This is a genomic window from Corynebacterium fournieri (genome assembly GCF_030408775.1).
GTDB classification, from domain to species: Bacteria; Actinomycetota; Actinomycetes; order Mycobacteriales; family Mycobacteriaceae; genus Corynebacterium; species Corynebacterium fournieri.
On record NZ_CP047210.1, the window covers coordinates 1,119,831 to 1,133,696 of the forward strand.

Sequence of the window (13,866 nt, forward strand, 5' to 3'; positions counted from 1 at the left end):
GTGACCATGACTACCCCCAACATCATCGACGAGCTGACCTGGCGCGGACTGATCAACCAGTCCACCGACCTGGACAACCTCCGCGAGGCAACGCAAAACACGATCACCTTGTACTGCGGTTTCGACCCGACCGGCCCTTCGCTGCACGCCGGACACCTCGTGCCGCTGTTGATGCTGCGCCGCTTCCAGGAGGCGGGCCACACCCCGATCGTCCTTGCCGGCGGGGCCACTGGCATGATCGGCGACCCCCGTGACGTGGGGGAGCGCTCCATGAACTCCGCGGATACCGTCAAGGACTGGGCGGAGCGCATCTCCGGGCAGCTCAAGCGCTTCGTTCACTTCGACGGCGACAACGCTGCGAAGCTGGTCAACAACAACGACTGGACGAAGGACCTCTCCGCCATCGAGTTCCTTCGCGACATTGGCAAGCACTTCTCGCTGTCCACCATGTTGGGCCGCGAGACCGTGAAGCGCCGACTGGAAAACGACGGCATTTCCTACACCGAGTTTTCCTACATGCTGCTGCAGGCGAACGACTTTGTGCAGCTTCGTCGCGAACACGACTGCATCCTGCAGATCGGCGGCGGCGACCAGTGGGGCAACCTCGTCGCCGGCGTCGACCTGAACCGCCGCATCGACGGGGCGCAGACCCACGCGTTGACCGTGCCCTTGGTGACGGATTCTGAGGGCAAGAAGTTCGGCAAATCCACCGGCGGCGGTTCGCTGTGGCTCGACCCGGAGATGACCAGCCCGTACACCTGGTACCAGTACTTCGTAAACACTGCGGATGCAGACGTGATTCGCTACCTGCGCTGGTTCACCTTCCTTGACCAGGAAGAACTGGACCGCCTGGCGGTTGAGGTTGAAGAGCGTCCGTTCAAGCGAGAGGCGCAACGCCGCCTGGCGCAGGAGATGACCGATCTGGTGCACGGTGGCGAGGCCCGCGAGGCCGTCGAGCTCGCGTCCCAGGCGTTGTTCGGTCGCGCAGAACTCGCGGACCTGGACGAGGCGACCCTGGCTGGTGCTGTATCAGAGACCGAGGTGTACGAGTTCTCCGGCGAGGAAACCATCGTGGATTTGCTGGTCGGCGCTGGTCTGTCCGATTCCAAGGGCGCTGCCCGCCGCTCGATCAAGGAAGGTGGTGCCTACGTGAACAACGTTCGCATCCAAGACGAGGCATGGGCGCCGGCGGAGCAGGACTTCCTGCACGGCAAGTGGCTCGTGCTGCGCCGCGGCAAGAAGAACTTCGCGGGGGCGAAACGCGTGTAGCTATTCGCTTTACGACGTCTACACCCAGGCCGGAAACCCCTTCCTGCCTGGGTGTTTGTGTTGGTTTATGGTTCGTGGTTATATATCCATCCGTTGCTTCTGAGTGGCTTTGGTCGGTCAGGGGGAATGGTTTAAGTGAATAGGGGTTGCCGTTGAGGTGAACGGGAGTTGAATTTGGGTTTGACTTTTGGTTGCTTCGGTGTGTAGCTTCTTGTGAAGCCGCTTGTTCGGTTGGGATCGTGTTGTGGTTCTGGCTGGTGGGTGTGCTGGTGTTGTTTGAGAACTCGATAGTGTGCCAATGTACTTTTGTTGCGTGGGTGTGTTTGCCTGCCTTTTCGTGCACTGTGTGGTGTGTGCCTGTTTGGGTGTGTGCCGGTGGTGGCGTGGTTGAATTCCATTGATGGATCGCGTCATTGTTTTGGTTCGGTGTGCGTGGGGTGTGGTTTTCATGTTTCACGTATGTTTTCATCGGCCCTGTTTTGCCCCGTCGGGTTGGGGTCGGTGGTTTGAACCTTTGTAATTTTTGGATTGTGCCAGTCTGATGCTGCGTTTTTTGTGGTGTTGGTTTGGTTTGTTTTTGGTTGGGTATTGGGCTTTTCACGGCCTGTTTCTGCTGAAACATATTTTGTGGAGAGTTTGATCCTGGCTCAGGATGAACGCTGGCGGCGTGCTTAACACATGCAAGTCGAACGGAAAGGCCCAAGCTTGCTTGGGTACTCGAGTGGCGAACGGGTGAGTAACACGTGGGTGATCTGCCCTGCACTTCGGGATAAGCCTGGGAAACTGGGTCTAATACCGGATAGGACCACTTCTTGGATGGTGTGGTGGAAAGTTTTTTCGGTGTGGGATGAGCTCGCGGCCTATCAGCTTGTTGGTGGGGTAATGGCCTACCAAGGCGTCGACGGGTAGCCGGCCTGAGAGGGTGTACGGCCACATTGGGACTGAGATACGGCCCAGACTCCTACGGGAGGCAGCAGTGGGGAATATTGCACAATGGGCGCAAGCCTGATGCAGCGACGCCGCGTGGGGGATGACGGCCTTCGGGTTGTAAACTCCTTTCGCTAGGGACGAAGCGTTTTTGTGACGGTACCTGGAGAAGAAGCACCGGCTAACTACGTGCCAGCAGCCGCGGTAATACGTAGGGTGCGAGCGTTGTCCGGAATTACTGGGCGTAAAGAGCTCGTAGGTGGTTTGTCGCGTCGTTTGTGTAAGCCCGCAGCTTAACTGCGGGACTGCAGGCGATACGGGCATAACTTGAGTGCTGTAGGGGAGACTGGAATTCCTGGTGTAGCGGTGGAATGCGCAGATATCAGGAGGAACACCGATGGCGAAGGCAGGTCTCTGGGCAGTAACTGACGCTGAGGAGCGAAAGCATGGGTAGCGAACAGGATTAGATACCCTGGTAGTCCATGCCGTAAACGGTGGGCGCTAGGTGTGAGTCCCTTCCACGGGGTTCGTGCCGTAGCTAACGCATTAAGCGCCCCGCCTGGGGAGTACGGCCGCAAGGCTAAAACTCAAAGGAATTGACGGGGGCCCGCACAAGCGGCGGAGCATGTGGATTAATTCGATGCAACGCGAAGAACCTTACCTGGGCTTGACATGCACCAGATCGCTACAGAGATGTAGTTTCCCTTTGTGGTTGGTGTACAGGTGGTGCATGGTTGTCGTCAGCTCGTGTCGTGAGATGTTGGGTTAAGTCCCGCAACGAGCGCAACCCTTGTCTTATGTTGCCAGCACGTTATGGTGGGGACTCGTGAGAGACTGCCGGGGTTAACTCGGAGGAAGGTGGGGATGACGTCAAATCATCATGCCCCTTATGTCCAGGGCTTCACACATGCTACAATGGTCGGTACAATGCGCGTGCGAGCCTGTGAGGGTGAGCGAATCGCTGAAAGCCGGTCGTAGTTCGGATTGGGGTCTGCAACTCGACCCCATGAAGTCGGAGTCGCTAGTAATCGCAGATCAGCAACGCTGCGGTGAATACGTTCCCGGGCCTTGTACACACCGCCCGTCACGTCATGAAAGTTGGTAACACCCGAAGCCAGTGGCCTGTCATGGGAGCTGTCGAAGGTGGGATCGGCGATTGGGACGAAGTCGTAACAAGGTAGCCGTACCGGAAGGTGCGGCTGGATCACCTCCTTTCTAAGGAGTTTTTTGTTTGCCCGCAGTTGTGGGTGTGTGGTGGTTGAGTCGCCGAGTGTGTGACTGCCACTGTTTTAAATATTGTTCACTGGGTGGACATGCACCTGTGGGTGGTTGGTTGCCGGCCGAGAATGTGGTTGGTGGTTGGACTGCCTGGTTGTGGGTGTGTGCTGCATGGTGTTGGTGGGCTTGATTGCTTGCGTGATGAGAGTATGTAGTTGGTGCACTGTTGGGTGTCTGGGGCAGCATTGGTTTGTCCTTTTGGGCCCTGCTTTTCTGCTGGTGTGAATGTTTGTGTTTGCGCTGGTGGGGTGGGGTTGTGTTGTGTGAGAACTGTATAGTGGACGCGAGTATCTTTCTTTTTTGTGTTTTGGTGTTTATACCTTGATTGTTTGTGTGTCCGTGTGTTTTGTTACGGGCGTATGGTGGATGCCTTGGCATGCTGAGCCGATGAAGGACGTGTGAGGCTGCGTTATGCCTCGGGGAGTTGCCAACAAAGCGTTGATCCGAGGATGTCCGAATGGGGAAACCCAGCATCAGTTGTGTGGTGTTACCCGCAGGTGAATACATAGTCTGTGTGGGGGTTGACGCGGGGAAGTGAAACATCTCAGTACCCGTAGGAGAAGAAAACAATTGTGATTCCGTGTGTAGTGGCGAGCGATAGCGGATGAGGCTAAACCGTGTGCGTGTGATACCTGACAGGGGTTGCGTGTGCGGTGTTGTGGGGCGTAGACGTTTGCAGGCTGTCGACTGTGAGCATGATTTATACGTGTCAGCGGAAGCATCTGGGATGGTGCACCGGAGTAGGTGATGAGTCCTGTACGTGAAGGCATGTGTGGTTGTGTTGTTTATGTTTTCCCCGAGTAGCAGCGGGCTCGTGGAATCTGCTGTGAATCTGCCGGGACCACCCGGTAAGCCTAAATACTCAGTGTGACCGATAGTGAATTAAGTACCGTGAGGGAATGGTGAAAAGTACCCCGGGAGGGGAGTGAAAGAGTTCCTGAAACCATGCGCTTACAATCCGTCAGAGCACCTTTTCGTGTGTGATGGCGTGCCTTTTGAAGAATGAGCCTGCGAGTCAGCGGCATGTCGCGAGGTTAACCCGCCTGTGGGGGAGCCGTAGCGAAAGCGAATCCGAAGAGGGTGGCAAGTGGCATGTCCTGGACCCGAAGCGGGGTGATCTACCCATGGCCAGTGTGAAGCAGCTGTAAGAGGTTGTGGAGGCGCGAACCCACTTAGGTTGAAAACTGAGGGGATGAGCTGTGGGTAGGGGTGAAAGGCCAATCAAACTCCGTGATAGCTGGTTCTCCCCGAAATGCATTTAGGTGCAGCGTGATGTGAGCTTGCCGGAGGTAGAGCTACTGGTTGGTTGAGCGGGACTATCATCTTAGCGACGTCAGCCAAACTCCGAATACCGGTTTATAGTGTTGCATTGCAGTGAGACTGTGGGGGATAAGCTTCATAGTCGAGAGGGAAACAGCCCAGATCGCCGGTTAAGGCCCCTAAGGGTGTGCTAAGTGGAAAAGGATGTGGGATCGCGAAGACAGCCAGGAGGTTGGCTTAGAAGCAGCCATCCTTGAAAGAGTGCGTAATAGCTCACTGGTCGAGTGGTTCCGCGCCGACAATGTAGTGGGGCTCAAGCACACCGCCGAAGCCGCGGCAAACATTTTTTGTTTGGGTAGGGGAGCGTCGTGTGTGGGGTGAAGCCGTACCGGAAGGAGCGGTGGACTGCATGCGAGTGAGAATGCAGGCATGAGTAACGAATGGCAAGTGAGAATCTTGCCCGCCGGATGACTAAGGGTTCCTGGGTCAAGTTCGTCTTCCCAGGGTGAGTCGGGTCCTAAGGCGAGGCCGACAGGCGTAGTCGATGGTCAACGGGTTGATATTCCCGTACCCGTATGCACGCGCCCAGTATCGAAGCGGTGATACTAACCACCCTGACCCGCCGACGTTGTTCCACCCTTGTGGTGGGATGGTTGGTGGTGATGCGTGGGGCCTGATCCGTTGTAGGTCAGTGATGGGGTGACGCAGTGAGGTAGCCTATGCCGCTGATTGGATTGCGGTGCAAGCGTGTGGCACGACAGCTAGGTCAAATCCGGCTGTCATAAGTGTGAGGCGTGATGCGTAAACCCGAATGGGTGAAGTTGGTGATCCTGGACTGCCGAGAAAAGCCTCTAGCGATGTGTGTGTACGGCCCGTACCCATAACCGACACAGGTGGTCAGGTAGAAAATACTCAGGCGAGCGGGTGAACTGTGGTTAAGGAACTCGGCAAAATGCCCCCGTAACTTCGGGAGAAGGGGGACCTCAACGCGTTGCCTTCCATACGGTTGGTGTGCGTGTTGGGGTCGCAGAGAAGAGAGGGGAGCGACTGTTTATCAAAAACACAGGTCCGTGCGAAGACGGTTAAGTTGATGTATACGGACTGACGCCTGCCCGGTGCTGGAAGGTTAAGAGGACCCGTTAGGACTTTTGTCCGAAGCGGAGAATTTAAGCCCCAGTAAACGGCGGTGGTAACTATAACCATCCTAAGGTAGCGAAATTCCTTGTCGGGTAAGTTCCGACCTGCACGAATGGCGTAACGACTCCCCTGCTGTCTCAACCACAGGCCCGGTGAAATTGCAGTACGAGTAAAGATGCTCGTTTCGCGCGGCAGGACGAAAAGACCCCGGGACCTTCACTATAGCTTGGTATTGGCATTCGGTGCGGTTTGTGTAGGATAGGTGGGAGACTTGGAAGCATGCACGCCAGTGTGTGTGGAGTCGTTGTTGAAATACCACTCTGACCGTAGTGGATATCTAACCTTGGCCCATGATCTGGGTTGGGGACAGTGCCTGGTGGGTAGTTTAACTGGGGCGGTTGCCTCCCAAAATGTAACGGAGGCGCCCAAAGGTTCCCTCAGCCTGGTTGGCAATCAGGTGTTTAGAGTGTAAGTGCACAAGGGAGCTTGACTGCGAGACTTACAAGTCGAGCAGGGACGAAAGTCGGGACTAGTGATCCGGCACCTACTTGTGGATGTGGTGTCGCTCAACGGATAAAAGGTACCCCGGGGATAACAGGCTGATCTTCCCCAAGAGTCCATATCGACGGGATGGTTTGGCACCTCGATGTCGGCTCGTCGCATCCTGGGGCTGGAGTAGGTCCCAAGGGTTGGGCTGTTCGCCCATTAAAGCGGCACGCGAGCTGGGTTCAGAACGTCGTGAGACAGTTCGGTCTCTATCCGCCGCGCGCGTTGAAACTTGAAGAAGGCTGTCCCTAGTACGAGAGGACCGGGACGGACGTACCTCTAGTGTGCCAGTTGTTCCGCCAGGAGCACGGCTGGTTGGCTACGTACGGGAGGGATAACCGCTGAAAGCATCTAAGCGGGAAGCCTGTTTTAAGATGAGGTTTCATTTGAGGTTCCCAGAAGACGACTGGGTTGATAGGCCGGACCTGGAAGCACAGCAATGTGTGGAGGCGACCGGTACTAATACACCAATAAACACCAACACCAAACAACCAACATAGGGTTGTAAACACCGCACGAAACACAACACAAATGTTGTGCTCGCGTCCACTGTGCAGTCACTGACACAACACACCAACCACCACGCTGGTTGGCCGAACAACTGCATACACCAGTCGCACACGCGACCCAGGCATGCCCCCCAAGGTGTGTCGGTGGTTGATAGCGGCGGGGAAACGCCCGGTCCCATTCCGAACCCGGAAGCTAAGCCCGCCCGCGCCGATGGTACTGCCCCCGGGAGGGAGTGGGAGAGTAGGTTACCGCCGACCCAACAACTTCACAATAAAGCACCCGCCGTTGATCACCACCACGAAGACCAACAGCGGGTGCTTTTACATATGCGCAGCCAGTCACCCACAAGGGCGTATGGGGGGATCCCCCGCATTGCGGACAACCACACCACCACCCATCATTGGTGCGTACCCATGAAAACCCCGGGGCGACATCACCCGGCGGGGCACGACCTGTCACGGGGCCACAGAGGTCGCGGGGCCAGCACACGCAGCCACCATGACGCCTCCTGTGGGGCGAAAGTCGAGTACCGGACGTCGAGTACACCCGCGCACACCGATGAACTCGAGCTCCACCACTCGACCAACACGAACACCCCCACGCACGCCGGCTTCCACATTGCGGACAAGTAGACCGGTTCCAATCATTGGTCACGACCCATGAAGCGGAGACCGATGCGTTGCAGCCGTTGCGTTGCGGACCGTCCTACTGCGGACTCCACATTGCGGACAACGAGACCCCGACCAACAATGGGGCACGCCAACCAATCACCCACGGGGAACATTGGGCGATCGTCCCGGCGGCTACCAGTTGTGGACTGACTCATTGCGGACTCACCCATTGCGAGTCAGCCGCCCTTGCGGACCGGGCCGACCCGACTCACGTTCCAACGCGCACGATCTGGCACACCTCAATCGCCACCAGGCAAAACACCGCCGGGAAACCACCGCAACGTCAAATCATGCGCAAACCCCCTGAACACAACCCCCGACCACCAGGGCGCTAAGCAGAACCGCGCCCACCCCTGCAGCACAGCTCGGACTTCCGCAATGCGGACAACCACACCCCAACAAGCCGCAACGCTACCATTCGCTAGCAAGGGGGCGGCTGCGATGAACCGACCTGATCAGGCAAGGTTTGATGCGGCGTCGTCGGCGCCGCTGGTGGGGTGGGGCGCGGGTGTGTGGGCTGTGCTGGTTTCCCTATAATGGTCGAGATTGGAAACGGAGGTCTCCTATGGCAAGTGTGGACGAAGGACGAGCGCACGAGCGCTCCTCTGAAGGCGATGCACGCGGAGGTCGCGGAGGACGCGATTCCCGCGGCTACGGAAGGGGCGAGTCCCGGGGGTCTCGCGGGGGTCGTGGCGGTTACGGGTCGTCGAGGGGCGAAGGCAAGGGCCGCGGCTATGGTCGCGACGGCGAAGGCAGCCGCAATGGCGGTCGCGGTGGACGCGACAACCGTGGCGGCCGGGACAACCGTGGCGGCCGCGGCGGGGTGCGGCATGACCGCTCCAACCCGCGCCGTGAGGGATTCCGCGAGAACCGAATGGCGCAGAAGGAGCTGGAGCCGGATCTGCCCCAGGGCCTGGAAGTCACCGATTTGGATCCTTCGGTACTGCAGGATTTGAAGGTGTTGTCGAAGGATAATGCGGAGCGCGTCGCAAAGCATATGCTCATGGCGACCGACCTCCTCTACGACGACCCGCAGCTCGCGCTGCGGCATGCGCGCGCGGCGAAGAACCGTGCGGGCCGCGTCGGAGTGGTCCGTGAGACAAATGGCGTGGTCGCTTACCACGCCGGGGAGTGGAAGGAAGCACTCTCCGAGCTGAGGGCGGCACGCCGCATCTCCGGCGGGCCCGGTTTGCTGGCTGTGATGGCGGATGCCGAGCGTGGTCTGGGTCGTCCGGAAAAGGCACTGGAGCTCGGCCGGAGCCCGGAGGCCAAGGAGCTGGATGAAGCGGGACAGATCGAGCTGGCAATCGTGCTGGCTGGTGCGCGGCACGACCTTGGACAGCACGATTCGGCCGTAGCGCAGTTGCAGCGGCTGAACCCGTCGTTGGATTCTCAGGGCTTCGAGGCGGCGCGGCTGTGCTACGCGTACGCGGATGCACTCCTGGCCACCGGCGAGAAGGCCGAGGCGAAGCGGTGGTTCGAGCACGTGGCAAAGATTGACGTCGACGGTATGACTGACGCGGCAGATCGCGTCGCTGAGCTGGGTTAACCGGATGACTCTGGCGGACGAGCACGACGGGCTGCTGCTGGACCTGGACGGCACCGTGTGGGCTGGAGGCGTGGCTATTGAGCACGCAGTCGAGTCCATCACGGCATCCGGGCTGCCGGCGATGTACGTGACCAATAATGCGTCTCGGAGCGCGGCGGATGTGGCACAGATGTTGCGCGCCATTGAACTTGTGGCGGAGGAGAGCGATGTGCTGACCTCGGCGATGGCGGCGCTGACCATGGCCGAGCAGTACTTGGAGCCTGGCGACGCCGTGTACGTGGTCGGCGCTCCCTCCCTGCGCGATCTGGTCACCGGGGCCGGCTACAGGCTCGCGGACTCGGCCGACGATGCGCCGAAGGTGGTCCTGCACGGGCACAATCCCGACACCGGCTGGCGCGAACTGTCGGAGGCGGCGCTGAGCATCCAGCGGGGCGCGAAGTACCTGGCCACGAATCTGGATACCTCCTTGCCGATGGAACGTGGCCTGATGGTGGGCAACGGTTCCATGGTCGCCGCGGTGACCTCTGCAACCGGGGTTACCCCGCAGGCCGCCGGCAAGCCGGAGCCGGCGATGTTCTTACAGGCGGCAAAGCAGCGTGGGCTGCGGCGCCCTCTGGCGGTGGGCGACAGGTTGGACACCGACATCGCTGGAGGTGTCGCGGCTCGCATGCCCGCCCTGCACGTGCTCACTGGTGTCTCTGGGCCCTATGCGCTGCTGCAGGCGCCTCCGGAGCACCGCCCGACCTACATCGGGTCGGATATGCGCGCGCTCAGCGCGGAGCCCGAGACGCTCACCCCGGGCGAGCAAGGGGGCTTTGCCGCGCGTGTCGACGGCTCCGCGGTCGTCCTGACCGGCGGGGATTCTGTCGCGTCGAGCGTGGCGGCACTGCGTACGGCGCTCGCAGCGGCGTGGCAGGCGGCCGAAGCGCCCACAGAGGTACGGGCAGAGTCGGATGCGGCCGAAGCGGCTGTCTCGCAGTGGTGGTGACAGCGATGAGCCCTGCTCCGATTCCCCGCGATCCGCGGGCGGCGAAGGTCAGCGCCGAGGAAGTCACCCAGCGCGTCGAGGCGATTTTGGCCGAGCCCACCGATGATCTCGCCGCGGAAGTGGATGCACTCACGCGCGCGCACGCCGTGTTGCACGAGGCGCTTTCCGAGAACTAGGTAGACGAAGGAGGTTCGACCGCCGTGGCACCGAAACGCACCCGGCTCGACGCCGAGCTGGTCCGTCGCAAGATTGCGCGTTCGCGCGAGCAGGCGCAGACCTGGATTAAAGAAGGCCGCGTTCAAGTGGGCGGGTTTACCGCCACTAAGCCGGCGACGGTGGTGGAGCCGGACGCATCCATCAAGGTCAACACGCAGGACGTGGACGATTGGGCCTCGCGCGGGGCGCACAAGCTGCTTGGCGCGCTTGAAGTGTTTGGGGCGGACGGGCTCGTCATCGCTAAGCGAAAGGCTCTGGATGCGGGGGCATCGACGGGTGGGTTCACCGACGTGCTGCTCTCGCGTGGCGCGAGCGAAGTGGTCGCCGTGGATGTGGGCTACGGCCAGCTGGTGTGGCGGCTGCAAAACGACGAGCGGGTGAGGGTGCTGGACCGCACGAACATCCGCAACCTGACCCCGGACATGATGGGCGGGCCCGCGGATCTGATGGTGGGCGACTTGTCCTTCATCTCCCTGAAGCTGGTGCTGCCTGCGCTTGTGGAGTGCATGGTCGACGGCGCGGACATGCTGCCCATGGTCAAGCCGCAGTTCGAGGTGGGCAAGGACCGCCTCGGCAGCGGCGGCGTGGTGCGCTCTGCCGAGCTGCGGGCGGAGGTCACGCTGGACGTGGCGCGCTTTGCCCAGACGCTGGGTCTGTCCGTGCGGGGCGTGACCGCCTCTCCGTTGCCAGGCCCGAGCGGCAACGTGGAATACTTCTTGTGGCTGGTCAAAGACGGTGGCGCGCAGATGCTTGACGACGCTGAACTGACCGCGCTGGTCAACCGAGCAATCGAGGAAGGGCCGAAATAGATGGGTGAGACGACACACCGCGAGATCCTGCTCGTGCCGCACCTGTTTCGGGCCTCCAACATCGACTCGGCGGCGCGGGCCGCGGAGCTCTTGCAGCAGGCCGGCATTAAGGTGCGGCTGCTGGAGCAGGAGCGGATGGACGAACTCGAGACCAACCCGGTGCTGTGCGGGCTGTCGCGCGCGACAGCCGACGAGGATGCAGCGGCGGGCTGCGAGCTGGTGCTGGTCCTCGGCGGCGACGGGACCTTCCTGCGAGCCGCCAGCTACGCCCGCGCACAAGACATCCCGGTGCTGGGCATCAACCTGGGGCACGTGGGATTCCTCGCCGAGGGGGAGGCGGCGAGCTTAGAGAAGGTGATCGGTCAGGTCATCGACCGTTCCTACCGCGTCGTGGAGCGGATGACGCTGGACGTGGCCGTCAAAAGCGAGAGCGGGGAGGTGCTTGGCCAAAGCTGGGCGCTCAACGAGTGCAGCATTGAGAACTCGGACCGCACCCGGGTGCTCGACGCGACGCTGGAGGTGGACTTCCGCCCGGTGTCCTCCTTCGGCTGCGACGGGGTGCTCATCTCCACGCCCACCGGGTCGACCGCCTATGCCTTTTCCGCCGGCGGGCCGGTGATGTGGCCGCAGCTGGACGCGATCCTGGTGGTGCCGAACAACGCACACGCGTTGTTTGCCAAGCCGCTTGTGGTGGCGCCCACGTCCACTGTGGCGGTGGAATCCGAGCGGCTGACCACGCAGGCAACCGCCGTCATGGACGGCCAGCGACGCCTGACGGTGCCGGCCGGATCCCGCGTTGAAGTGGTGCGGGGCGCTCGCGCGGTGCGGTGGGTACGCTTGGACGACAGGCCGTTCACGGACAGACTCGTGGACAAGTTCCAGCTCCCGGTTTCCGGGTGGCGCGGCCCGCGCGGGGCCTAGTAAAGCGTCGACACACAGGGAGGTTCCTCTTTGCTCGCTGAGATCGCTATCTCCAACCTGGGCGTGATCAGCCACGCTTCGGCTGAGCTCTCGCCCGGCTTGACCGTGCTCACTGGTGAAACCGGCGCGGGCAAAACGATGGTGGTCACGGGCCTGCGGCTGCTCACCGGCGGCCGCGCTGACGCCTCGCGCGTGCGCACCGGGTCCGACGGTGCGGTGATAGAGGGCGCCTTCGGCACCGCTGAGCTGCCGGCGGAGGTGCGCGAAGCGGTGGAGGACATCGCCGCCGGCGCCGGAGCGGAAGCGGACGAAAACGGCGAATACCTGGTTTCGCGGTCGGTCAAAGCCTCTGGGCGGTCGAGCGCGCACCTCGGCGGGCGCAAGGTGCCGGCAGCCACCCTCAGCGAGATGGCCGGCCACTTGCTCACCATCCACGGCCAAAACGACCAGCTGCGCCTGATGGCGCCGGAGCAGCAGCTGGCCGCGCTGGACCGCTTCGATCCGGCTATCGCCGCGAAGCTTAATGCTTACCGCGAGGTGTACACAGCGTGGCGCGCTGCGGCGAAAGACCTCAAAGAGCGCACCGAGAAGCGCCAGGAGCTGGCGCAGGAAGTTGATCGCCTGCAATTCGCCGTCAACGAGATTGACGCGGTCTCGCCCCAAACCGGCGAGGACGAGGAGCTCGTCGCCGCCATCAACCGCCTGCAGGACGTCGATGCGTTGCGCGAGGCAGCGGAAACTGCGCTCGTGGCTATCGACGGCGCAGACGGTATCGGCGGTGTTGGTGATGTCGGCGGGGAAGCGGCGGCGGCCTCCGACTTGGTCGGCCGCGCCCAAGCCGCGCTCGAGGCCGCGAGTGACCAGGAGTTGCGTGATCTCGGCGCACGACTCGGCGAGGTCGCCGGCGTGCTTTCTGACGTCTCCGCCGAGTTGGGCAGCTACACCGGCAGCCTGCCGTCCGACCCGGAGGAGCTGGAGCGTCTTTTGCAGCGCCAGCAGGACATCAAAGGGTTGACCCGCAAGTACGCGCCGGATGCGGCCGGAGTGGTGGCGTGGCGCGAGAAGGCGGGCGCGCGCTTGGCCAAGATCGATACGTCCGAAGGTGCCGTCGAGAAGCTGCGGGCGAAAGTGGCTGAACTGGAAACGGCGATGAAGAAAAAGGCCGCCGCGCTGACGAAGGCGCGCACGAGCGCCGCCGCCAAGCTGGGCAAAGCCGTCACCGAGGAGCTGCACGGGTTGGCCATGCCAAAGGCGCAACTGACGGTCAACGTCGCGCAGGCACAGTACGGCCGCGACGGCGCGGACGCGGTGGAGATCCTGCTGGCGCCGAACTCCTCGCTGGAGCCGAAACCGCTTGCCACCAGCGCATCCGGTGGCGAACTCTCGCGCGTGATGCTGGCGCTGGAAGTGATCTTGTCCGAGTCTTCCAGCGGCGCCACCCTGGTTTTCGACGAGGTGGATGCCGGTGTGGGTGGTCGCGCAGCGGTGGAGATCGGCCGGCGGCTCGCGCGGCTGGCGGCGGGCAACCAGGTCATTGTGGTGACCCACCTGCCGCAGGTGGCGGCCTACGCCGACACGCACCTGCACGTGTCCAAGGACGTGGGCGACGAGGCCGTGACCTCGGGGGTTGCCGCTCTAGCGCGCGAGGACCGCATCGAGGAGCTCGCGCGCATGATGGCCGGCATGGACGATTCGGACACCGGCCGCGCCCACGCCGCGGAGCTGTTCGAGCGCGCGCAGACGGAGGTTGCGCAGTTGCGCGGCTAGACCCCCGCGCGCCTCCCC

Annotated in this window: 7 protein-coding genes and 3 rRNA genes; all 10 read left to right on the plus strand. The window is 61.6% G+C overall.

Annotated features, from left to right (window positions below):
- Positions 1-6 precede the first annotated feature (6 nt).
- Positions 7-1,269: a tyrosine--tRNA ligase gene (gene tyrS / locus CFOUR_RS05445; RefSeq protein ID WP_085957915.1), complete on the plus strand. Its 1,263-nt coding sequence runs from the start codon at positions 7-9 to the stop codon at positions 1,267-1,269.
- A gap of 624 nt (positions 1,270-1,893) precedes the next feature.
- A 16S ribosomal RNA gene (locus CFOUR_RS05450) occupies positions 1,894-3,411 on the plus strand.
- 402 nt (positions 3,412-3,813) lie between these two features.
- Positions 3,814-6,901: ribosomal RNA gene (locus tag CFOUR_RS05455) — 23S ribosomal RNA — on the plus strand.
- A 165-nt stretch (positions 6,902-7,066) separates the two neighbouring features.
- Positions 7,067-7,184 (plus strand): 5S ribosomal RNA (rrf, locus tag CFOUR_RS05460).
- Together the 16S, 23S and 5S rRNA genes form the textbook arrangement of a ribosomal RNA operon.
- 979 nt (positions 7,185-8,163) lie before the next feature.
- Positions 8,164-9,147, plus strand: a complete 984-nt coding sequence (locus CFOUR_RS05465; protein WP_230471837.1) for a tetratricopeptide repeat protein — start codon at positions 8,164-8,166, stop codon at positions 9,145-9,147.
- 4 nt (positions 9,148-9,151) lie between these two features.
- Positions 9,152-10,135 (plus strand): HAD-IIA family hydrolase, encoded by a 984-nt coding sequence (locus tag CFOUR_RS05470; RefSeq protein ID WP_085957918.1) that lies wholly within the window; start codon positions 9,152-9,154, stop codon positions 10,133-10,135.
- Between the two features lie 5 nt (positions 10,136-10,140).
- The gene (locus CFOUR_RS05475) at positions 10,141-10,311 is read left to right on the plus strand and encodes a hypothetical protein (RefSeq protein ID WP_179154843.1); all 171 of its coding nucleotides are present in this window, start codon (positions 10,141-10,143) and stop codon (positions 10,309-10,311) included.
- Between the two features lie 24 nt (positions 10,312-10,335).
- Complete coding sequence (locus CFOUR_RS05480; protein WP_085957920.1) at positions 10,336-11,160, plus strand: TlyA family RNA methyltransferase; 825 nt, start codon at positions 10,336-10,338, stop codon at positions 11,158-11,160.
- A complete protein-coding gene (locus CFOUR_RS05485; protein WP_085957921.1) occupies positions 11,161-12,081 on the plus strand; it encodes an NAD kinase in 921 nt (306 codons plus the stop codon).
- 30 nt (positions 12,082-12,111) lie between these two features.
- Entirely contained in the window at positions 12,112-13,848 is a 1,737-nt protein-coding gene (gene recN / locus CFOUR_RS05490) for a DNA repair protein RecN (protein WP_290180212.1), read from the plus strand.
- Positions 13,849-13,866: the final 18 nt, after the last annotated feature.